Origin of the sequence: Sphaerobacter sp. (assembly GCF_019683595.1) — a bacterium.
Classification (GTDB): domain Bacteria; phylum Chloroflexota; class Chloroflexia; order Thermomicrobiales; family Thermomicrobiaceae; genus Sphaerobacter.
Window position 1 is genome coordinate 1 of sequence record NZ_JADGHZ010000009.1, and the last position, 22611, is coordinate 22611.

General features: G+C 69.6%; 18 protein-coding genes. 5 read left to right on the forward strand and 13 right to left on the reverse strand.

Annotation, left to right across the window (positions count from 1 at the left end; all coding sequences use genetic code 11):
- Nucleotides 1-87: 87 nt before the first annotated feature.
- The 7 genes from IRZ30_RS01880 to IRZ30_RS01910 all read right to left on the reverse strand — a co-directional run bounded on the left by IRZ30_RS01880 (nt 88) and on the right by IRZ30_RS01910 (nt 10259).
- Nucleotides 88-1809 (reverse strand): hydantoinase B/oxoprolinase family protein, encoded by a 1722-nt coding sequence (locus tag IRZ30_RS01880; RefSeq protein ID WP_294082328.1) that lies wholly within the window; start codon nt 1807-1809, stop codon nt 88-90.
- Between the two features lie 17 nt (nt 1810-1826).
- A complete protein-coding gene (locus IRZ30_RS01885; RefSeq protein ID WP_294082330.1) occupies nt 1827-3878 on the reverse strand; it encodes a hydantoinase/oxoprolinase family protein in 2052 nt (683 codons plus the stop codon).
- A gap of 227 nt (nt 3879-4105) precedes the next feature.
- Complete coding sequence (gene rbsK, locus IRZ30_RS01890; RefSeq protein WP_294082332.1) at nt 4106-5038, reverse strand: ribokinase; 933 nt, start codon at nt 5036-5038, stop codon at nt 4106-4108.
- 666 nt (nt 5039-5704) lie between these two features.
- Entirely contained in the window at nt 5705-6637 is a 933-nt protein-coding gene (locus tag IRZ30_RS01895) for an acetamidase/formamidase family protein (RefSeq protein WP_294082333.1), read from the reverse strand.
- 28 nt (nt 6638-6665) lie between these two features.
- The gene (locus IRZ30_RS01900; protein WP_294082334.1) at nt 6666-7586 is read right to left on the reverse strand and encodes an ABC transporter permease; all 921 of its coding nucleotides are present in this window, start codon (nt 7584-7586) and stop codon (nt 6666-6668) included.
- Nucleotides 7587-7590: 4 nt separating this feature from the next.
- The gene (locus IRZ30_RS01905; RefSeq protein WP_294082335.1) at nt 7591-8550 is read right to left on the reverse strand and encodes an ABC transporter permease; all 960 of its coding nucleotides are present in this window, start codon (nt 8548-8550) and stop codon (nt 7591-7593) included.
- Nucleotides 8547-10259 (reverse strand): ABC transporter substrate-binding protein, encoded by a 1713-nt coding sequence (locus tag IRZ30_RS01910; protein ID WP_294082336.1) that lies wholly within the window; start codon nt 10257-10259, stop codon nt 8547-8549. Before IRZ30_RS01910 ends, IRZ30_RS01905 begins: the two co-directional genes overlap by 4 nt.
- Nucleotides 10260-10666: 407 nt before the next feature.
- On the opposite strand from IRZ30_RS01910, the gene IRZ30_RS01915 reads away from it, so the two are divergent.
- From IRZ30_RS01915 to ilvD, 4 genes are all read left to right on the forward strand, one after another.
- Nucleotides 10667-11449 carry an SDR family oxidoreductase gene (locus IRZ30_RS01915; protein WP_294082340.1) on the forward strand — a complete coding sequence of 261 codons (783 nt, stop codon included), beginning with the start codon at nt 10667-10669 and terminating at the stop codon, nt 11447-11449.
- Nucleotides 11450-11563: 114 nt separating this feature from the next.
- Nucleotides 11564-11908, forward strand: coding sequence for a hypothetical protein (locus IRZ30_RS01920; RefSeq protein ID WP_294082342.1), 345 nt, complete (start codon nt 11564-11566; stop codon nt 11906-11908).
- Nucleotides 11909-11989: 81 nt separating this feature from the next.
- Complete coding sequence (locus IRZ30_RS01925; protein ID WP_294082344.1) at nt 11990-12388, forward strand: VOC family protein; 399 nt, start codon at nt 11990-11992, stop codon at nt 12386-12388.
- A 140-nt stretch (nt 12389-12528) separates the two neighbouring features.
- A complete protein-coding gene (gene ilvD, locus IRZ30_RS01930) occupies nt 12529-14226 on the forward strand; it encodes a dihydroxy-acid dehydratase (RefSeq protein WP_294082346.1) in 1698 nt (565 codons plus the stop codon).
- 102 nt (nt 14227-14328) lie between these two features.
- On the opposite strand, the gene IRZ30_RS01935 is transcribed toward ilvD, so the two are convergent.
- The 6 genes from IRZ30_RS01935 to IRZ30_RS01960 all read right to left on the reverse strand — a co-directional run bounded on the left by IRZ30_RS01935 (nt 14329) and on the right by IRZ30_RS01960 (nt 21313).
- Nucleotides 14329-15144 carry a class I SAM-dependent methyltransferase gene (locus tag IRZ30_RS01935; RefSeq protein WP_294082350.1) on the reverse strand — a complete coding sequence of 272 codons (816 nt, stop codon included), beginning with the start codon at nt 15142-15144 and terminating at the stop codon, nt 14329-14331.
- Nucleotides 15145-15540: 396 nt separating this feature from the next.
- Nucleotides 15541-16776, reverse strand: coding sequence for a Zn-dependent hydrolase (locus IRZ30_RS01940; protein ID WP_294082352.1), 1236 nt, complete (start codon nt 16774-16776; stop codon nt 15541-15543).
- Nucleotides 16777-16804: 28 nt separating this feature from the next.
- Entirely contained in the window at nt 16805-18961 is a 2157-nt protein-coding gene (locus tag IRZ30_RS01945; protein ID WP_294082355.1) for a heterodisulfide reductase-related iron-sulfur binding cluster, read from the reverse strand.
- Complete coding sequence (locus IRZ30_RS01950) at nt 18958-19434, reverse strand: hypothetical protein (RefSeq protein WP_294082357.1); 477 nt, start codon at nt 19432-19434, stop codon at nt 18958-18960. The genes IRZ30_RS01945 and IRZ30_RS01950 overlap by 4 nt, the downstream gene beginning before the upstream one ends.
- A 124-nt stretch (nt 19435-19558) precedes the next feature.
- Nucleotides 19559-20518 (reverse strand): electron transfer flavoprotein subunit alpha/FixB family protein, encoded by a 960-nt coding sequence (locus tag IRZ30_RS01955; protein ID WP_294082359.1) that lies wholly within the window; start codon nt 20516-20518, stop codon nt 19559-19561.
- Nucleotides 20519-20527: 9 nt separating this feature from the next.
- A complete protein-coding gene (locus IRZ30_RS01960) occupies nt 20528-21313 on the reverse strand; it encodes an electron transfer flavoprotein subunit beta/FixA family protein (RefSeq protein WP_294082361.1) in 786 nt (261 codons plus the stop codon).
- Nucleotides 21314-21562: 249 nt separating this feature from the next.
- On the opposite strand from IRZ30_RS01960, the gene gmd reads away from it, so the two are divergent.
- On the forward strand, nt 21563-22564 hold the full coding sequence (gene gmd, locus IRZ30_RS01965) for a GDP-mannose 4,6-dehydratase (RefSeq protein WP_012873349.1): 1002 nt from the start codon (nt 21563-21565) through the stop codon (nt 22562-22564).
- Nucleotides 22565-22611: the final 47 nt, after the last annotated feature.

Genomic DNA, 22611 nt, shown 5'->3' on the forward strand with positions numbered 1-22611 from the left:
GGCCGGGGGTGAGGGCCATTGCCCCCTCTCCCCTTGTGGGCTCCGTCCGAGAGGGGGTTGGGGGTGAGGGGTAACCGTAACCCCACCTCACCCCGTCCACCCATACGCTCGGCGGGCGGTTTCCTCGGTGATGTAGCCGTTCTTGAGGTCCCAGGCAACCTTCTCGCGGGGGCGGCGGCGGGGGTCGCCGTAGCCACCGCCGCCGGGAGTGATGAGGCTGACCGTCTCCCCGGCCTTGACCAGGACGTTGGTCGCCTTGGAGTAGATTTCCCGCTCCCGGCCGTCGGGGCTGATGATGCGGAATAGGCCCTTCCCGCCCGGGCCGCCGCCGAAGAGGCCCCAGGGTGCGTGCTTGTGGCGCTCGTCGAGGAACGACATCACCACGTCGGTGTGCACCGTCATGTCGCGACGACCCGAACAGCCGCCGCGGAACTCGCCTACCCCGCCGGAGTCAGGGACCAGCTCGTAGCGCTGGATGGTGACTGGTAGCTCCAACTCGATCATCTCCACCGGGATGTTGAGGAAGTTCGACGTGTTGGCGGCACAGCAGTCCACACCGTCCACGCCGAGGCGACCGCCCATCCCGCCGCCGAGGACCTCATAGAAGGCGAAGTGGCGCCCGCGCCGTTCACTGTAGCCACCCATGGTGTACGACGGCGTGCAGCCGTAGCAGGCAGCCATCACCTGCTCCGGGCAGAGCTGGCTCAGTGCGCCGAAGAGGACGTCGGTGATCCGGTGACAGATCACGTTGCGCGCCTGGCAGGCCGCGGGCAGCGTGGCGTTGACCAGCGTGCCCTCCGGTGCCACGAGCTCGATCGGCCGGTAACAGCCATCGTTGATGGGGATGTCCGGCCCCGCGATCGCCTTGATCACGTAGTAGACGGCCGAGGTGGTGGGGCCGATCGGGGAGTTGGCCGCGCCCATCTGCTGCGGGTCGGTGCCAGTGAAGTCGACGGTGATCCGGTCGCCCTGCTTGGTGACCTTCACCCGGATGCGGCACTCGTGCATCACCACCCCGGTGTCGTCGATCACGTCCTCGAAGGTCGCCTCGCCGTCGGGGATGCGCTCGCGTAGCCCGCGGCGCATGCGCTGCTCCGAGTAGTCGATCAACCCCTCCATCCCGGCCTCGACGGTCGCCAGGCCGTAGCGGTCGATCAGCTCCAGGATGCGCCGCTCGGCGGTGCGGTTGGCGGCGATCTGCCCACGCAGGTCGCCGTAGGCCTTCTCCGGCTCGCGGACGTTGCGCAGGATCATCTTGAGGATGTTCTGGTCCAGCTCCCCGCGCCGCATGATCTTGAGCGGGGGGATGCAGATGCCTTCCTGGTAGTTGTCGGTCACGTCGTTGCCGATGCTGCCGGGCGAGCGGCCGCCAACGTCCACCCAGTGGGCCAGGCTGGCGGCGAAGGCCACGACGCGGCCCTCGACGAAGATCGGCATGAAGGCGATCACGTCCTGCAGGTGGTTCCCGCCGCGGTACGGGTCGTTGCCGATCAGGAGGTCGCCCGGCTCCAGCTCCTCAATCGGGTACTCCTGAAGCCAATCGGTCAGGGCCAGCGGCAGTGAGTTCAGGTGCATCGGGATGTTCGCCGCCTGGGCGACCATCCGCGCCTGGCCGTCGAACAGGCAGCAGGAGAAGTCCATCGCCTCGCGGACGATCGAGGAGTAGGCCGTGCGGCGGAGCGACACCGCCATCTCTTCGGCCGCGGCGTGGAGGTTGGACCCCAGGATCTCCAGCGTCACCGGGTCGATCTGCCGCGCGGAAGCCCCTAACCGGGACTTCCCGGGTGCCTTGGACGGATGTCTCGCCATAGCTGCCTCCCTCGCTGCTATGCTCCGACGGCGATGACAATGTTCCCCAGGTCGTCGACCTCGGCCCGCTGGCCGGGCAGGAGCACGGTCGTGGCACCCGGCTCCTCGATGATGGCCGGGCCGGTCAGGACCACGCCGGCGCCGAGGCGGTCGCGGTCGAGCACCGGCGTCAGGACCGGGTCGCCGCTACCGTCGAACCAGGCGGGTCGCTCGCCGATCTGCGCCGCGCCGCCGGTCCGCTCCAGCCGGGGGAAGGCCGGCTTCGTGGTCGGCACCGTGGCGATGGCGCGGAAGTTCACCAGCTCGACCGGCTCCCCCGGCGCACTGTGGCCGTAGCGCTCGGCGTGCGCCGCGTGGAATGCCTCCTCCAGCGCCGCTACGTCGGACAGCTCGAGCGGGCCGCCCGGCACCGGCACGTTCACCTCGTATGCCTGCCCGATGTAGCGGGCGTCCACCGAACGGCGGAACGTGACCTGGCCGGGATCGAACCCGTCGGCGGCGAACTGCGCGGTCAACTGCGCCTCCAGGTCGACGTAGACCTGCCGGATGCCGTCGAGCGCCTCTGGCCGCAGCGGGGTGAGTTGGGTCCGCACCGCGTCCCGGCTGAGATCGGCCACCAGCAAGCCGAACGCCGAGAAGTTCCCCGGGTTCCGCGGCACGATCACGCGCGGGATGTCCAGCTCCGCGGCCAGGGCCGCAGCGTGCACCGGCCCGGCGCCGCCGAAGGCCAGCAGGGCGAAGCGGCGGGGATCGAGACCGCGCTCGACCGAGACGAGGCGGATGGCGCGCAGCATGTTAGCGTTGGCGATCCGGAAGATACCGTGCGCCGTCTCCAGGCGGGAGAGCCCAAGCTCGGCCGCCAGCCGGTCGATGGCCGCCTCAGCGGCACTGCGGTCGAGCCGCATGCGCCCGCCCAGGAAGGCGTCGGCGCCGAGGTAGCCAAGCACCAGGTTGGCGTCCGTGACCGTCGGCTGCGTGCCGCCGCGGCCGTAGCAAGCCGGGCCGGGGTCGGCGCCCGCGCTCTGGGGCCCGACTTTGAGCCGGCCGCCCTCGTCGGCCCAGGCGATCGACCCGCCCCCGGCGCCGATGGTGGTGATGTCCAGCATCGCCGCGCGGATGACCTCCCCGGCCAGCTCGCTCTCGCTCGCCAGCGTCGGCTTGCCATGGCGCAGCAGGGCGACATCGGTGGAGGTGCCGCCCATGTCGAGCGTGATCAGGTCCGACACCCCGATCTCACGCCCCAGGGCCTCGGCGCCTATCACCCCGGCCGCCGGTCCAGAGAGGATCGTCGTGATCGGCCGGCTGCGCGCCGCCCGGCCGGTCTGCGCGGCCCCACCGGAGTGCATGACGTGGAGCGCGGCCGAAACGCCCGTCTCCGCCAGCCGGCGCTCCAGATCGCCCAGGTAGCGCTCGATGATCGGCGCCACAAAGGCGTTGACGACGGTGGTGGAGGTTCGCTCGTACTCCCGGTACTCCGGGTTGACCTCGTGGGAGAGCGAGATCGACACACCCGGCAGCACCTCGCGGATGATGGCCGCGGCCTGTCGCTCGTGCTCCGGGTTCAGGTAGGAGTGGAGGAAGCAGACGGCGACCGACTCCACCCCTTCCTCGCCGAGCGCCGCGGCCGCGTCGCGCACCCCGCCCTCGTCGAGGGGCACGACCGCGACCCCGTCGACGTTGACGCGCTCGCGCACCTCCTTACGCAGATAGCGCGGCACAAGCGGCGTGGGCTTGGTCCAGAAGATGTTGTAGAGGTCCTCGAAGGAGCGGTTCAGCCGCCGGATCTCGTAGACATCACGGAAGCCCTCGGTGGTGATCAAGCCGGTACGGGCACCCTTCCCTTCGAGGAGGGCGTTGGTGGCGACGGTTGTGCCGTGGGCCAGGAACGCGACGTCTTCGGGTGCGGCGCCCAGCTCCTCCAGCGCGGCCCGCACCCCGGCGATGAACGCTTCGGCCGGGTTCTGCGGGGTGCTCGGCACCTTGAGCGCGACGAGCCGCCCGTCTGCCTCGCGGAACGCGATCACGTCGGTGAATGTGCCGCCCGTGTCGATGCCGATGTGGACCCGCATCCAGCCCTCCAACCTTCCCCGCGAGCCGGCACGCGAACCCGACGCGGCACCGGCCGCGTCTCCGAGCCATCCGGGGAGCGTCGCAGAGTAGGTGGGATGGCTGCGCCGCAGATGATGCGACAGACGGCGCCGCCCCGACCTGGAGGCTCGCCCTACTCACGCACGTCCACGGCGATACTCGACACCCGCATTGTCGCACAGAATCGGGGTTTGGAAAGGGGAGGTAATCAGCTTCTCTCACGCTCAGCGAGGAAAGCGTCGACAGCGACCGCCGTCGGGAGCGACGGCTGGGCACCAGCGGTGAGCGTCGCCAGCGCCCCCGCCGCGGCCGCCCGCCGCAAAGCCTCGGGCGCAGCCAGCCCGCCGCCCACGCCGACGGCGAACGTGCCGACGAAGGCATCACCTGCCCCGACGGCATCCCGCGCGGCGACCGGGAAGCCTGGCTGGCGCACCACACCATTCGCGCCGACCAGCACGGCGCCACGCGCACCCAGCGTGATGATGACCTGCCGCACCCCATGCTCCCTGAGCCGCGCGGCCGCCGCTTCGGCACTCTCCCAATCGCTCGGCAGCACGCCCGTGAGGATCTCGGCCTCGGTCTCGTTCAATATCAGGCACTCGCAGCACGCGAGGAGATCGTCTGAGAGCGGTTGTGCTGGCGCCGGGTTGAGCACGACCCGCACCCCGGCCCCGGCCGCCAGCGCCGCCGCGTGGGCCACGACCTCCAGCGGCACCTCCAACTGGAGCAGGAGCGCGTCGGCGCGCGCGATCTGGTCGGCCGCGGCATCGACATCGCCGACCGTCACGGCCGCATTCGCCCCCGGGGCGACGATGATCGTATTCTGCCCGCTCGGATCGACCGCGATCAGCGCGACGCCCGTCGGCTCCTCAGGTGCGACCCGCAGGTGGGTGATGTCGATCCCCTCCGCCTCCAGCCCCGCGCGGAGGGTATCCCCGAACGCATCCGCCCCGACCCGGCCCACGAAGCTGACCTGCCCGCCGGCGCGCGCGGCGGCCACGGCCTGGTTCGCCCCCTTGCCACCCGGGTGGGTGGCGAACGGACCGCCGAGCACCGTCTGCCCCGGCACCGGCAGCACCGGCGTCGCCACAACTAGGTCCATATTGACACTGCCCACGACGCAGATGCGCGGCCCGGCCATCCCCGCCTCCCGTCACCTCTCACCTGCTCCCACGGGCAACAGAATAACACGGCTCTAGGAGCGCGGCCCTCACCCCCGACCCCTCTCCCAACGTTGGGAGAGGGGAGCTACGTGAGCGGCCGTACGAGGACGTCCGCGGAGCTACGGCAGTGGCGCGTGCCCGGGGGTAACCCCCCGGGCTGACAACGAAAGCCGGCCGTCGCCGGATTTGGAGTGCGGCGGCCCGAGCCGCCGCTTTGGTACCGCGCGGCCGCAGCCGCGCCGCTGTTGGGACGCGAGGTGGGTGGTGCGAAGGATCCCGCATCCCGGCGCGTGCCCGGGGCTAAAGCCGCCGGGCTGACAAGGGAAAGCCGGCTGAAGCCGGCTGGAACGATGCAAGGCTGGCGCCTCGGCATGATGGACCCCGTCGCCCGGCGCGTATACCCACATACAATTCGTCAAACCCCACTAACGCCGGGCAGGCGCCGGGTGGTGAACGCCGTATTGCCAGAATCTGAGCCCGATTCCTCCAGCCGGCTTCAGCCGGCTTTCGTTGTGAGCCCGGCGGCTTTAGCCCCGGGCACGCGGCAGGGCGCCTAGACTCTCCCGCCACCCTCCCAGGACGTTCACGACGACAGGCGATCATCTCTCAGAAAGCGGGGGCGTTGCCCCCGCTGGCGGCCCCCACTACCGAAAGATCGCCTGCGGGAGGAAGGCGGACACCAGCCAGTTGGGAGCGTTCACCACCTCGCTGATGCGGAGGTCGACGGCCACGCTCGCCAGCATGTAGGCGTCTTCCCGGCTCAGCCCGGCCGTTTGCTGCAAGTGCTCGATCTGGTAGCGGATCGCCTTGCGCGCCGCCTCCCGGAGGTCGGACGCGAAGCCGGTGGTGACGAAGTAGCCCTTGGCATCGGCTTCCGGCGTCGGCGGCCCGGGCAGGATATAGCGCGGCTCGGCGATGGTCTGGTTGCGGTGGAGCTGGAAGCGCAGCGTGGCGGTCATTGCCGCCTCGATGGCGGTGCCGCAGACCTCGCCGTCCCCCTGTGCCGCATGGGTGTCGCCGACCGAGAAGAGCGCGCCCTCGACCCACACCGGGAGGAACAGGCGGGCACCGCGCGTCAGGTGCCGGATATCCATGTTCCCGCCGTTCTGGCGTGGGGGTACGATCGTGTGGAGGCCCGGCTCGGGCAGGGCCACGCCGATCGTGCCGGGGAACGGCTTGATCGGGATCTCGATCCCGGACGCGAACTCCGCCCTCCCCTCGGAGAGATCCCAGATCTTCAGGACCGGCGCGGGGAACTCATCGGCCAGGAGCCCGAAACCGGGGATGATCGCGGTCCAGCCCCACTCGGCGCGGCCGAAGTCGAGGATCTCCACCTCGAGCACGTCGCCGGGTTGCGCCCCCTTGATGAAGATCGGGCCGGTGACGGGGTTGACGCGGGCGAAGTCGATCGCTCCGACGTCAGCGGCGGTGGAGTTGCGGTTCAGTTGCCCGCCGGAGGCGTCGATGATCTCGAACTCAACCGTGCTGCCCGGCTCGACCTCCATCACCGGCTCGATCGCGTTATCCCAGCCGAAGTGGTGATGCGCCGCGTGGACCGTGTGGCTCCGTCCTGTCACCGTGTCCTCCCTTCTCCATCGGCCGCCCTCACCGCAGCCGAATGCGCGGGTCGAGCATCGCCTGCACGATATCGATGATGATACTGCTCACGACCACAAGAACAGCGGTGAAGGTCACGGTTCCCAGGATCAGCGGCACGTCGTCGGTCAGGATCGCGTCCACCATCATCCGGCCGATGCCCGGCCAGGCGAAGACCGTCTCGATCAGCACCACCCCGCCGATGAACCAGGGGATGTCCATCCCCACCATGGTCACGATCGGGTTGATGGCATTACGGAGGACGTGGCGGCGGAGGACCTGGCCGCCCGCCAGCCCCTTCGACCGGGCGGTCCGTACGTAGTCGGCGCTCAGCACCTCGAGCGCGCTGGAGCGGGTCATCCGGGCGTACCAGCCCGCGCCGCCGAGCCCCGCCGTGACCGCGGGGAGAATGAGGTGCTGCCAGGAACCCGCCCCTCCGAGGGGGAACAGCCCGAGCCGAAAGGCGAAGAAGTAGAGCATCAGCAGGCCGAGCCAGAAGGGGGGCGAGGAGACCCCGATGAGCGACGCCACCATGCTGGTGCCGTCGAGCCAGGTGCTACGGCGCGACGCGGCGAGGAGACCGGCCGGCACCCCGATCAGAAGCTCGACGAAGATACCGGCGAGCGTCAGTTGCAGGGTGTAGGGGAAGCGGCTCAGGATCGCCTGCGTGACCGGCATCTGCAACTGGTAGGAGTAGCCCAGGTCGCCCTGGACGGCGCGCTCAAGGTAGCGGCCGTATTGGACATAAAACGGTTGGTCGAGCCCGAGTTGGGTGCGGATGCGGTTGACCGCCTCCACCGAGGCGTTCGGCCCGGCGTACATGCGCGCCGGGTCGGCCGGCAGGAAGTAGATCAGGACGAAGGTGATGAGCGAGATCCCGATGAGCACGGGCACTGTGAAGAGCAGCCGACGCAGCAGATAGGCAATCACGGGCTCACCTCCGCTGCTGCTGCGGGTCCAGCGCGTCCCGCAGCCCGTCGCCGAGCAGATTGAAGGAGAGGATCGTCAGCATGATCGCCAGCCCGGGGTAGATCACCAGCCAGGGCGCGGCGCGATAGAAGCTCTGACCCTGCTGGATCATCCCGCCCCAACTCGGCGTCGGCGGCTGGACCCCGATCCCCAGATAGCTCAGGCTGGCCTCGAGCATGACGTTGGTCGAGATCCCGAGGCTGGCCCAGACGATCACGAGCGGCAAGAGGTGCGGCAGGAGGTGCCGCAGCACGATGCGCCAGGTCGGCGCGCCCATGCTCACGGCAGCGGTGACGAACTCGCGCTCGCGGAGCGAGCGGACCGCGCCGTAGACGATGCGGGCGATCCACGTCCAGTAGACGGCGCCGATGACGAAGATGATGACCCAGATGCTCGGCCGCAGGACGGCGACGAGGGCGATCGCCAGGAGCAGGGTAGGGAAGGCCATCATCATGTCGGTGAAGCGCATGATGGAATTGCCCCGCCAGCCGCCGAGGTAGCCGGCCAGCGCGCCCACCAGGACGCCCAGAGTAACGGCGATGACGTTGGCCAGCACGCCGACCGTGAGGGAAACGCGGGCGCCGTAGATGATGCGGCTCAGCAGGTCGCGCCCGTTCTGGTCGGTACCCAGTGGGAACTGGGCGCTCTCGGGCAGGGTGCTCGACACCGGCAGCCCATCGAGGGTCAGCCCCTCGGCGAACTGCTCGGCCGGGTCGTGCGGCGCCAGCACCGGTGCCAGCACCGCGACCAGCACCAGCAGGAGGACGAAGATGCCGCCGGCCAGAGCGAGGCGGTCCCGCTTGAAGTGGCGCCAGGCGAGTGTGAACTGGGTCTCGGGCACCGCCCCCCGAGCCGTCCCCGAACCAGCGTCGGCCAGCGCACGGGCGTCGGCATCGGGCAGCGGCGCGTCGGTGTGCGATCTCACGGCTGCTTCGCGAGGCGCTCGTAGCGGATGGTGTGCTCCGGGTGGGCGAAGTCCGTCTCCTTGCCGACCAGCTTGTCGGAGTGCGCGATGTCGTACTGCCCGTTGTAGACCGGGATCCAGACGGCCTCGTCCATCAGCGTGCGGTAGATCTCGCGGTAGAGCCCGAGCCGCTGCTCGGTGTCGGTCGTGCCGATAGCCTGCTGCGCCTTCTGCTCCAGATCCTGGTTGCAGTACCACGGCCAGTTCCAGCCGCCGGGCACCGCCGCGACGCAGGAGAGGATCGGCGTGTAGAAGTCGTCCGGATCGGGGTAGTCCTGGATCCAGCCCAGCCCGCCGGACCAGACCAGCGGCACCTTACCCTCGGTCCCACCGTCGGCGATCACCGTGCTGGCGGCCAGTGTCTGGACCTGGACCTGAACGCCGATCTTGCTCAGATCCTGCTGGAACGACTCACACAGCTTCGGCTGCGGTTCGACCGCGATGCACTCCATGGTGGTGGAAAACCCGTTCGGGTAGCCGGCATCGGCCAGGAGTTGCCGCGCCTGGTCCGGGTTGTATTCGTATCCCTGGTAGTCCTGATCGTAGCCGGGCATCAGCGGCGGCAGGATCTGGTTGGCCACCGTGCCGCGCCCACCCAGCAGCCGGATGATGCGCTCCTTGTCGATGGCCATGTTCATCGCCCGGCGCACCTGGACGTTGTCGAAGGGCTTCATCTGCGTGTTCATGGTGATGTAGATCGTGCTCACCTGCGGCGCGCTGGTGAGCCGACCTTGCCAGGCATCGTCGTCCTTGATCCGGGCGAACTCGGCCGCCGGAATCGGGTCGCCCATCGAGTCGATCTCGCCCCGCTCCAGCCGCAGCAGCGCGACCTCGGGCTCGACGCCGACCTGGATGACCACCTGATCGAGGTAGGGCAGGCCCTCAAAGAAGTAGTTCGGATTGCGCTCGAAGGTCAGTTGCCGGCCGGCGATCCACTCGCGGAAGAGGAAGGGGCCGGTGCCCACCGGGTTGTGGCCGAAGTTCTCGCCCAGCCGCTCGACTTCCTCTTTCGGCACGATGAAGGCGAAGTTGAGCGCCATCTTGTTGCCGAAGGTGACATCGGGCGATTCCAGAGTGAACTCGATCGTCCGCGGGTCGACCACCCGGATGCCCGAGACGGAGTCCGCCTTGCCGTCGATGAAGTCCTGAGCACCGGCAATTCCGGTGTAGAAGCCGGAGCCGGGGCTCTTGGTCTGCGGGTCGAGCACACGGGTGATGGAGTACGCCACGTCGTCGGCCGTCACCTCGCGGCCGTTGTGGAAGGTGACGCCCTGGCGCAGCCGGAAGGTGTAGACCGTCGCGTCGAGGCTCACCTCGGGCATCGACTCGGCCAGCCGCGGCTGGAGGTTGGTCGTGTCGTCGTAGTCGAGCAACCCGTCGAAGACCATCTTCTCGGCCGGCCAGTTGGTCCAGTCGTAGCCCACGGCCGGGTCCAGGGTAGCGAGGTCGTCCTTGTAGGCGATGGTAAGCGTGCCCCCGCGCGGGATGTCGCCGCCGGCGGAGGGCGGGTTGCCCCCGGGCTCCGGCTGCGTTGCCTGCGGTGGGGACGTTCCCTGATCGGCTGGGCCGAGTTCGGAGGCACCGCCGCCACCGCAGGCAGCCAGCACGACGGAGACGAGGATCGACAGCACGATCGCGCGGAGCGTGACGGGCCGACGGGATGGGTGCACGGGACCGCTCCTCCTCCAGATTCACCTCGGCACCCAAGGATCCCCGCCCGAAAGGCTCGCGCAGCCGGCGCCGCCAGCCGGATCGATCCCTGTGCACCGGGCGACTCCACCTCTGCTCTCTCGCGCCGACGTTCAGTGTCTCGCTCTGGTCTCCGGATTACGCATGTGAGTATAGAAGCGCGCTAAGGTTGTGTCAATGCGTCAATATCAGTCGCTTCCCGCCGGAATCGGCATTCCGATAGCAATCTCCGCTCCGGCACGGGCCGGACGAGGCTCCCGCGGGCGCCAGTGCTCCTGGCCGTAGCCTCCCGCCGCCACACGGTGACAGGCTTGGGTTCGGGTGGTACATCGGCGCCGGATGACCGGACCATCACCTGCGTCGCGCGGGCGTGAAGGGAGGGGATGCTGTGTCGGAGCAGCCGAGCGGGAGACTCGCGGGCAAGGTAGCCATCATCACGGGAGCCGGGTCGGGGATTGGGCGCGCCATGGCGCTCCTGTTCGCCCGTGAGGGCGCGACGGTCGTGGCGGCAGGCCGCACCCCGGCGTCGATCGAGGAGACGGTGGCGATGATCCGGTCCGAGACGGGGCGGGAAGCGCTCGCCGTTGTGGCCGACGTCGCCGTCCCGGCCGACGTTGAGCGCATGGTGCGAGAGACGGTGGAGCGCTTCGGGCGCATCGACATCCTGTGCAACAACGCGGGGATCGGCAGCAGCAAGGACGTGGTCGCCGTCGAGCCGGACGAGTGGGATCAGGTCTTCGCCGTCAACGTGCGCGGGGTCTACCTGGGCTGCAAGTACGCACTGCCGCACATGCTGGCCCAGGGCGGCGGGGCGATCATCAACACCGCGTCCGTGCTCGCCCTGGTCGGCGCGCCGGAGCGGGCGGCCTACTGCGCCAGCAAGGGGGCGGTGGTGGCGCTCACCAAGCAGATCGCGGTGGAGTACGCGGACCGCGGGATCCGCTGCAACTGCCTCTGCCCGACGACCGTCGACACGCCGTGGGTGGACCGGCTGCTGGCCGCAGCACCCGACCCGGCGGCGCGACGGCGGGCGCTGGAGGAGCGGCAGCCGATGGGCCGGCTCGCCACCGCCGAGGAGGTGGCCGCCGCCGCGCTCTACCTCGCGTCAGACGACGCGGCTTTTGTCACCGGAACCGCGATGGTCATCGATGGTGGGCTCTCCGCCCGCTAGCGGGGAAAGGCACACGACACGGTGGCAGCGGGTCTGCAGAGCGATCGGCACGGAGACGCGACACCGATCGGGCGCCTGCACCGGCCTGCCGGGAGACCCCGGCCACGAACCCGGATGGCGCCGGCAACGGAAGGGATCACCGTGGTCCGCTGGCTGCACCACCGTGAGCGGACAACCGACGGCGTGGTCGAGTGGTACGAGAACCTGGACTACGGCCGCAGCCGCCGGCCGCGCCCACAGTGGATCGCCCTCGACGAGGAGTCGGTGACCAACCTGGCGCGCTGCGCACGGCTCGAATTCCGCGGCGACTGGCTGAAGGACGACCCGGCGCGCCCGTTCGCGGTCCGTATCCACTATGATATGCAGGGCGAGCGAATTCAGACGTTCGACGGACCGAGCGTGCGCCGGCTCTACGGCCGCTTGCGCGAGTGGACCGTACCGGATCGAAAAGCTCGCTGACCGCACCCGCCCGAGCCCGACTCAGGAGCCGGGCCACGACCGACGCGCCGGTGCACCGGCGAGCACGAAGGGAAATGACTGATGTCCGACACCGGATCTGCGCGACTGGATGCGACCGCCAACCACGTCGCCCTGCGCGTGCGCGACCTCGACGCGGCGCTGCGCTTCTACCGGGACCTGATCGGCCTGCCGGTCACCCGCACGGGGAAGACGCCCGGCAACGAGGACTCGGTCTGGCTCCCAGGCCTCCAGTTGATCCATGACCCGAACCTCACCGCGGAGGCAGGCGGCCGGCTGGACCACCTGGCGCTGGGCGTCATGAACATCGAGGAGGTCTGCCAGCGGCTCGACGAAGCGGGGTTCGAGGCGGATACCCCCTTGCAGCACCGCACGGCTGCGCAGGTCGGCCGCCCGCTCATGATGGCGTTCTACCGCGACCCGGAAGGCAACCGCGTCGAACTGCTGCGCTACGACGACTAGCCCGAGCCGATCGCGTGCTCGGGGACGGGCGACGGGACGCGCCTTGGCCCGTCGCGACGCCGGCCAGCACACGAGGCGGACCTGTCACGTTCGGCTGAGAGGGATTCATCCCAGGATTCATCGCAGGGGAGGGACGCAGGATGGTCGAGACGCCGACTACCGTGGACCTGCGGCACAAGAGCCGCACGATTGTTGAGGGGCGCGACCGCGCCGGGGCGCGTGCCATGCTGCGGGCCACCGGCCTGACCGACGAGGACTTCCGCAAGCCGGTCATCGGCGTGGCGCACTCCTGGATCGAGACGATGCCCTGCAACCTCGGGCTGCGGCGCCTGGCACAGCACGTCAAGCGCGGCATCCGCGACGCGGGCGGGGTGCCGATGGAGGTCAACACCGTCGCCATCAGCGACGGCGTGACGATGGGCACCCAGGGGATGAAGGCCTCCCTGATCAGCCGCGAAGTGATCGCCGACTCGATCGAGCTGGTCGGCCGGGGCCATATGTTCGACGCCATCGTCATCCTGGCGGCCTGCGACAAGACGCTGCCCGGCTCGGCCATGGCGCTGATCCGACTCGACATCCCGGGCTTCATCCTCTACGGCGGCACCATCGCCCCCGGTCACTTCCAGGGCCGCGACGTGACGGTCCAGGATGTCTACGAGGCGATCGGCGCCAACGCGGCCGGGAAGATGAGCGACGCCGACCTGCTGGAGCTGGAGCGCGTCGCCTGCCCCGGAGAGGGCGCCTGCGGCGGGCAGTACACCGCCAACACAATGGCCATGGCGATCGAGGCCCTGGGGCTCTCCCCGGTCGGGTTCGGCTCCTGGCCGCAGGCCGACCCGGGCAAGAACGAGATCGCCTACCAGGCAGGTCGCCTGGTGGTCGAACAACTCGAGCGCGGCCTGAAGCCGAGCGATATCCTGACCCGCGAGGCCTTCCTCAACGGCATCGCCCTGGCGGCCGGCACGGGCGGGTCGACCAACATCGTGCTCCACTTCCTGGCCATGGCGCGCGAGGCCGGCATCCCCCTCACTATCGACGACTTCAATCCCGTGAGCGAGCGGACGCCGATCATTGCGGACCTCAAGCCGTCCGGCAAGTACACGGCGGTCGACGTCCACCGGGCGGGCGGCACGCAGCTCATCATCAAGCGGCTGATCGACGGCGGCTATATGGACGGCAGCCAGCTCACGCCGAGCGGGCGCACGCTGGCCGAGGAAGTGGCGAACGCGACCGAGACCCCCGGCCAGCAGGTGATCCTGACGCCGGAGACCGCCAAGCAGCCCACCGGCGGGCTGGTGATCCTGAAGGGCAACCTGGCGCCCGAGGGCGCGGTGATCAAGGTGGCCGGAACCGGCCGCACCCGGCATGAGGGCCCGGCGCGCGTCTTCGACTGCGAAGAAGACGCGATGGCGGCCGTCACCAGCCAGCAGATCCGTCCCGGCGACGTGGTAGTCATCCGCTACGAGGGGCCGCGCGGCGGCCCGGGTATGCGCGAGATGCTCGGCGTGACCGCGGCGCTCGTGGGCGAGGGGCTGGGCGAGTCGGTCGCGCTGCTGACCGACGGCCGCTTCAGCGGCGCCACGCGCGGCTTCATGATCGGGCATGTCGCGCCGGAGGCGGCGGTCGGTGGCCCCATCGCCGCGCTCCGCGACGGCGACATCATCACCATCGACACCGCGGCGCGCACGCTCGACGTTGCGCTGACCGACGAGGAGATCGCCGCCCGCATGGCCGAGTGGACGCCACCCCCGCCACCGTCGGGCACTGGCGTCTTCGCCAAGTACGCCGCGCTCGTCTCCTCCGCCTCCGAGGGCGCGATCATGCAGCCGCGGTGGTGAGCGACGTCAGGCGTCATACGTCATGCGTCCTACTCCCCTCTCCCCTGGTGGGCTCCGTCCGAGAGGGGCCGGGGGTGAGGGGGACGCATGACGTATGACGCATCACTCCCCCGGCTTGCGCAGCACGTACACGGTCGGACACAGCTTGCCGAGCATCTGGTAGATACCCCAGACGGCACCGGCTAGTTCCGCCTCGTAGCGCTCACGCCCGAAGCGCTGCACCAGGTCTTCCTCGCGACGGCGCATCCGCGCCACCTGGAGCAGGTCCTCGAGCATCTGGTGATCGCCATCCTCGATCCAGCGCTCGCGCCACTCGCTGTCGATGGGATCCCGCTGCTCGATCACGAACCCCACCTGCCGGGCGGTCCCTTCAAAGGTCGTCGGGGACATGTTCTCGGGCACCATGGCGAGCGCGGTATAGAGGCGCGCCGCCTCCCGCAGCTCCATCTTGTCCGTCGCGAAGGTCTGATAGACCAGCATCCGGCCGCCCGGCACGAGGACGCGGTGGCACTCGGCCAGGCTGGCGGGCAGGTTGACGTGGTTGAGCACGTCCCGGCACCAGATGGCCGCGATCGATCCGCTTTCGATCGGCATGTCCTCCATCCCGGCCTGGTGGACCGTGATCCGGTCGGCCAGCCCGGCCTCGGCGACACGCCGGTGTGCCCGCTCAATGTGGAGCGGCACCGGGTCGATCGCGACGGCCCGGCAGCCGAAGCGCCGAACGAGTTCGACCGCGTAGATGGCATCCCGGCAACCGGCATCAAGGACCGTGTCGTCCGTCCCGACACCAAAGCCGGCGAACACGTCGTACAGCATGTCGGCGCCGCGTGGCTTCAGGCTCGTCCCGAACGCTTCCTGGAACTCCGGGTCGACCCGACCCCAGAAGTCGCCGTAAAGCTCCTCAACGGTGGTGGTCACGGCTGACTCCCGTTCAGTGCCTGTGTCCGGGTGATGAACGTTGAGGGATTAACCTCGTCTACCCGCCAGCAACCCGCTCCCGCGCGCATGTCATCCTGAGCGCCATGTCATCCTGAGCGCAGCGAAGGATCTCTCCGGTGCGTGGCCGCTCCCGCGCGAGATCCTTCGCTGCGCCGGGGGCGGCTGGCCGCCGCCCCCGGCTCCGCTCAGGATGACAGCGATCGAGCGAGGGTGTTGGTTCCGATGGAGCACGGTATGTCGTCCAACTCCACAACCTATCCGCCCAACCCAAGCCACGGCAGGAGCGCCGGCATCGTCCGTCCCCGGTAAGCCGCTCCCCTCTCCCAACGTTGGGAGAGGGGCCGGGGGTGAGGGCCGTTCTCAGTCGATGCGGTGTTAGGCGCCGGCAAGGCGCAGGGTGGCGCCGAGGAGGACATTGACGCCGGCCTCGATGTCCTCCGGGGTCGAGTACTCCTTCTCGGCGTGGCTCAGCCCGCCCTGGCTGCGCACGAAGATCATCCCCGCCGGGCTCACGTCGGCCACGTACTTGGCGTCGTGCCCGGCGCCCGACCAGAGCCGCCGGTTCGGCAGCCCGAGCGCGTCGATCGCCTCCTGCACCGCCTGCACCACCTCCGGCGCGAAGGGCGTAGCCTCGCTGGTCCAGAAGCGGTCGACCGTCGCTTCCACCTTGCCCGCCTCGGCGATCTCGGCCACCTGCTGGCGGAAGCGCTCGACCATCGCCTCCAACGTCGCCGGGTCCGGATGCCGCAGGTCCACGCTGAAGACCACCCGGCCGGGGATGGTGTTGATGGTGTTCGGTTCGACCCGCATCCGCCCGACGGTGCCGACGGCGACGTCATCCTGCCCTCGGGCCAGCCGGTCGACGGCGTCGATGATGCGCGCGGCGGCCACCAGCGGATCGCGGCGCAGGCGCATCGGCGACGGCCCGGCATGGTCCGACTGGCCGATGACCGTCACCTCCATCCAGGTGATGCCGACGATCCCCTCGACCGCACCGACGGGCACCCCGGCGTCCTCCAGCACCGGTCCCTGCTCGATGTGGAGCTCCAGATAGGCCGCGGCGCGACCGGGGCGGTTGGCCTCCTCGCCCAGGTAGCCGATGCGGCGCAGTTCGTCCTCGAAGCGCAGCCCGTCCGCGTCCTGGCGATCGTAGGCGTACTCGCGGGTGAAGCGGCCCGTGACCACGCCGGAAGCCAGCATGGCTGGCTCGAAGCGGACGCCTTCCTCGTTGGTCCAGTTGATGACCTCGATCGGGTGACGGGTGGCGATGCCGTGGTCGTTGAGCGTGCGCACCACCTCGAGGGCACCAAGCACACCCAGCACCCCGTCGAAGCGGCCGCCCAGGCGCACGCTGTCGCAGTGCGAACCGAGCTGGACGGGTGGGAGATCCTCACGCCCGTCGCGGCGACCGACCATGTTGCCCAAGTCGTCGACGCGCACGCTTAACCCGGCCTCGGTCATCCACTGCCGGAGCAACTCACGCCCGGCGCGGTCCTCATCGCTCAGCGCCAGCCGGGTCACGCCACCGCCCGGCGTCGCGCCGATCTCGGCCATGCGCTGCAAGCTCGCGTGCAACCGGTCAGCCTGGATGCGAATCCCACTCCAGTCCATCCGATCCCTCCCGCTTTCAGCGCGGCCGCTATTCCGGCCGCTCCGCCGACTCCGGGGCTGCTCCCTCGGACTCCGCCGCACCATGCTCCTTGGCGCCGTCGGCGCCGTTCGGCGTGATCATCGACCCGGCGACGATCTCGGCGATGTCCAGCACCTTGAACGACTCCTCGGCACCGACCCCGTGGATGCCGTCCTCGAACATCGTCATGCAGAAGGGGCAGGCCGCCGCCAGCAGCTCGGCCCCGGTGTCTATCGCCTCCCGCACGCGCGCCTGGTTGATGCGCGTGCCGCGCGTCTCCTCCATGAAGAGCCGGCCGCCGCCCCCGCCGCAGCAGAAGGACGTGTTGCGGTTGCGCCGCATCTCGCGCAGCTCCAGCCCGGGCAGCGCAGCCAGGGCCTCGCGCGGGGCGTCGTACTCGCCGTTGTAGCGGCCCAGGTAGCAGGGGTCGTGGTAGGTGACCGCGCCGCGAGCCAGCGCCGAGTTCGGGTCGAGCGTGATCCGCCCCTCAGCGATGAGCTGGTTGATGAGCTGGCTGTGGTGGATCACCTCGTAGTTCCCACCGATCTGCGGGAACTCGTTCTTGATCGCGTTGAAGCAGTGTGGGCAGGCCGTCACCACCTTCTTGACGTTGTAGGTGTTGAGCGTCTCGACCGCCTGCATCGCCATCATCTGGGCCAGGTACTCGTTGCCGATGCGCCGCGCCGGGTCGCCGGTACAGCTCTCCTCCTTACCCAGGATCGCGAACTTGATCCCCGCCGCCTGAAGGATGCGCGCCAGGGCGACCGTCGTCCGCTGGTTGCGCGAGTCGAAGGAGCCGAGGCAGCCGACCCAGAAGAGGATCTCGACCTCCTCGCCGCGCGCGGCCACCTCGGCCATCTCCGGGACCGGCTGGTCGAGCCGCTTGGTCCAGGCGGCGCGCTGGTTGGGCGGGAACTGGTACGGGCTGCCGAGCCGCTCCAGGTTGGTGAAGACCGAAGTGACCTCTTCCGGGAACTCCCCCTGCTCCAGCACGAGGTGACGGCGCATGCCGACGATGAGCGGCACGTGCTCGATGTAGACCGGACACTGCGCCATGCAGGCGCCGCAGGTGGTGCAGTCCCACAGCTCCGCCGGCGAGACGACGTCCGGGATCAGCGCCCGATCCGGCCCCGCGCCCCAGCGGTAGCGCGCGCTGTTCTCCCCCTGGCCCAGCTCGCCGGAGAAGATCCCACCCCGGTCGGCCATGTACCCGGCCAGCTCCAGCACGACGTCGCGCGGGCGCAGTGGCTTGCCGGTGCTGAAGGTGGGGCAGTACTCCAGGCAGCGGCCGCAGTGCATGCAGGCATCGACATTGAGCAGTTGCGCCCAGGTGAAGTCCTCCAGCTTGCCGGCGCCGAAGACCTCGGCCTCCTCGATGTTCTCAATCGGATCCAGCGCCCCGACCGGCTTGAGACGGCGGAAGAGGACGTTGGCGAAGCTGGTGAAGGGGTGGATCATCTTGCTGTAGGCGACATACGACAGGAAGACGAAGTTGGTCAGGAAGTGGATGTACCAGTTCGCCACGTGGATGGCGCGCAGCCAGCTCTCCGGCAGGGCGCTGAGGGTCAGCGCCATCGGGTAGGAGACGAACGACCAGGGGCCCCAGGGATCGTCGGTGACCGCCATGCGCAGCGCCTGCACGGCGAACCCCTGCACGCCGAGCACGACGAGGAAGGCGAGGATCACCACGTCGTCGCCGGTCGTCTCCAGCGTCGCCGGTCGCCGCACGTAGCGCCGGTAGAGCGCGGCCAGCGAGCCGCCGATCAGCAGCAGCCCGGCGAGATTCATGACGGCCTTGTAGACGAGGTAGAAGTCGCCCCGGTAGAAGCTCACCCCGAAGATCGGCACGGTGATGTCGGCCTCGATCATGACGATGACGGTGCCGATGAAGAGGGTGACGAAGCCGACGAAGATCGCGAGGTGCATCAGCCCGCCGAAGCGGTTACGGCGGCGCACGATCCGGCCGTGGAGGACCGTCATCAGGATCGCGTGCCAGAGGCGGCGGCCGAGCTGGTCGAAGCGGTTCTCCGGCTGCCCCTGGCGCCACATGCGCACCCGCCGCGCCAGCCCGTACGCCAGGAAGACGAAGGGGATCGCCATCAGCGTATAGAGGAGGATCGGCCCCAGCGCGGTGATATTCCACAGGATCTCGCGGGTCGGGATCATGCGGCCTCCTCTCCCGCCTCAGCGGGGGAGCCCGGCGTGACCGGGCGAGCGGCACGCCGGATCGCGCGCACCGCCAGCACGAAGCAGCCGACCGACGCCATGAGCATCAGCAGCGCGATCAGCCCGCCCAGCAGCGCCATGCCGGAACGTCCCTCGCCCATCGCCGCCGGGAGCACGACCAGCGCCGCGGCAAACGCCACCACGACTGGCGCCACCGACACCAGCGCGGCGATCATGCCGAGCGCCACGCGCCGATCCCGCACCCACGCCAGCCATTCAGCGCGCCGCGGCTGATCCAGCCCGGCGAGAACTCCGAGCCCGATCCCGCCCAGGCTGATGAGCCCGGCACCGAAGACGCGCACCTCATGGACCCCGCCCAGCTCGCTGAGGAGGATCAGCGCGATGCCGAGCACCACCGCGGCAGCCGAGGCGATCCGATAGCGTCCTGTCAGCATGGCGTCGTCCTTCGTCATGCGTGGAGACCGCCCTCACCCCTGGCACCGCTCCCAAACCTTGGGAAGGGGAGTGCCTCGTCGTCTTGTTTCCCCTTCTCCCAACGTTGGGAGAAGGGGCAGGGGTGAGGGCCGTGGGTCACTTCTACCGCCCCGCCAGCCGCTCGGTCAGCTTGGGCACGATGGTCAGCACGTCGCCCACCACCCCCAGATCGGCAATCTCGAAGATGGCGGCGTCCGGGTCCTGATTGATCGCAATGACGTGCTTGCTCCCCTTCATCCCGGCCAGGTGCTGGATTGCCCCGGAGATGCCACAGGCGATGTAGAGGTTGGGCTTGACCGTCTTGCCCGTCTGCCCGATCTGATAGCTGTAGGGCACCCAGCCGGCATCGACCACCGCGCGGCTGGCGCCCACGGCCCCGCCGAGCTGCCGGGCCAGCTCCTCCAGCAGGCGGAAGTTCTCCGCCTTGCCCAGCCCGCGGCCCCCGGCCACGATCACCTCGGCCTCTTCCAGGTTCGGCCCCTCGGCCACCTGCGGCACCGTCTCGACCACCTGCACCCGGCAGGCCGCCGGGTCCAGCGCCGTCGCCACCGGCCGCACCTCGGCCTGCCCGCCCACCGGCTCCACCGGGTAGGCCTTCGGCCGCACCTGCACCAGGTACGGCGCCGGCCCCTCCAGCGTCACCGTCGCTACATACGCCCCCGTGTAGGGCACCGTCGCCAGGAGCCGGTCACCCTCGAAGCGCACGCTGGTCGCGTTGGCGATCACCCCGGCCCCCAGCCGCCCAGCCAGGCGCGCCAGGACATCGCGCGCTGTGAAGGTGCTGGGGAAGAGGAGCAGGTCGGGCGCCTCGGCTTCGATCAGCGCCGCCAGCGCCGCCACCTGCGGCTCGACGGCGTACTGCGTGTAGATGGCGTCGTCCCCATGGTAGACCACGGCCGCGCCATGCGCCCCCAGCGCGGCGATGGCCTCGTCCCCGGCCGGCGCCAGCAGCACCGCGGCGGCCTCCCCCAGCCCGCGCGCCGCGGTCAACAACTCGAGCGCGGGGCGCTGCGGGGCGCCATCCGTCAGTTCGGTCCAGACCCAGACCCGTCGTGTGGCCATCACGCCCTCCTACACCACCTGAATGCGCTCGAGGAACGCCACGATCGCCTCCACGCTGCTGCCCGTGCCGTCGTCGGTCACCATCTGCCCCTGTTTCTCCTCGCGGACCTCCTCCAGGGCCACCACACGCTCGGCCGCCCCGGCTGCGCCGACTGCCCCGGCCTCCAGCCCCAGGGATGCGAGATCCCGCTCGTCGATCGGCTTGCGCTTGGCAGCCATCACCCCCTTGAAGGAGGGGTAGCGCGGCTCGGCGATGCTGGCGGTGACGGTCAGCAACGCCGGGAGCTGCGCCCGGAGCACCTGCGTGGCGCCCTCGATGTCGCGATGCACGGTGACCGTCTGGCCCTCCACCGCCACCTGGCGGGCGAAGGTGAGCTGGGGCAGATCCAGCAGCTCAGCCAGCATGCCGGGCACCATCCCGGTGTAGGCATCGGTGGCCTCGATGGCGCAGATCACCAGATCAGGCTGCTCGCCCCGGATCACGGCGGCCAGGGCGCGGGCCGTGGCCCGGGCATCCGACCCGGCCAGGGCCTCGTCGGTGATGAGGATCGCGCGGTCGGCACCCATCGCCATGGCACGCCGCAGGGCATCGGCCGCGGACGGCGGGCCCATGCTGACCACCACGACCTCACCGCCGTGCTCCTCCACCAGACGCAGCGCCGTCTCGACGCCGTACTCATCGGCGGGATCGAGGATCGACTGGTCCGGGTTGCGCACCAGACGGTGGGTGGCCGGATCCACCTGCATCGGCAGGTTGGGGTCCGGCACCTGCTTGACCGTGACACAGATCTTCATAGCTCTCGGCGGGTCCTTCCATAAACTAGCCGTACCCCCGCACCACGGGCGGTGGCCCAGGAGCTGACCAGCATGCCGCATCCGTGGGGGCCATAGTATGAAAGTGGACCGCACGTTTCAACCGGGTCACCCTGAGCGACCAGGAAGCGGACTGGCTCGCCCAGCCCAGCACCCGGTCTCGATCAGGTACACTACGAGGGCTGCAGCGGCAGCGCGTTGGGTCCGCGTGTGGGGACAAGACGGGAGACGATGAAGACAGCACTGATCACCGGCATCACCGGGCAGGACGGGTCCTACCTCGCCGAGTTCCTCCTCGAAAAGGGCTACCGCGTCGTCGGCATGCAGCGGCGCACCAGCACCGAAACCGTCGGGCGCATCGCCCACTTGATGGACAAGATCGAGCTGGTCCAGGGCGACCTGCTCGACCAGCTCTCGCTGATCGACCTGATCCAGCGCTACCAGCCGGACGAGGTGTACAACCTGGCCGCGCAGTCGTTCGTGCCGACCTCCTGGCAGCAGCCGGTCCTGACCGGCGAGTTCACCGCCCTCGGCGTTACCCGGATGCTGGAGGCGATCCGGCTGGTCAAGCCCGACGCTCGCTTCTACCAGGCCAGCTCGTCCGAGATGTTCGGCAAGGTCCGCGAGGTTCCACAGCGTGAGACAACCCCGTTCTACCCGCGCTCCCCCTACGGCGTGAGCAAGGTCTACGGGCACTGGATCACCGTCAACTACCGCGAGAGCTATAACCTCTTCGCCTGCTCGGGGATCCTCTTCAACCACGAGAGCCCCCGCCGCGGCCTGGAGTTCGTCACCCGCAAGGTGACCCACGGCGTCGCGCGGATCAAGCTGGGGCTCGCCAAGGAGCTGCGCCTGGGCAACCTCGACGCCCAGCGCGACTGGGGCTACGCGCCCGACTACGTCCGAGCCATGTGGCTCATGCTCCAGCAGGACGAGCCGGACGACTTCGTCGTCGCCACCGGGAAGACCCACACCGTCCGGCGGCTCTGCGAACTCGCCTTCGACGTCGTGGGGCTGAACTGGGAGGACTACGTCGTCGTCGATCCCAAGTTCCTCCGGCCGGCCGAAGTCGACCTCCTGGTCGGCGACGCCACCCGTGCCCGCACCATCCTCGGCTGGGAGCCGACCGTCAGCTTCGAGGAGATGGTGGAGATCATGGTCGATGCCGATCTCCGCATGCTCCGCGGCGACAGCGCCCCCGCCGGAATGATCGGCCCGATGCCCGTCCGCTGAACCGGAGGGCGGGTGGCGAGAAGACGCGATGAATGCGGCAAACGCCA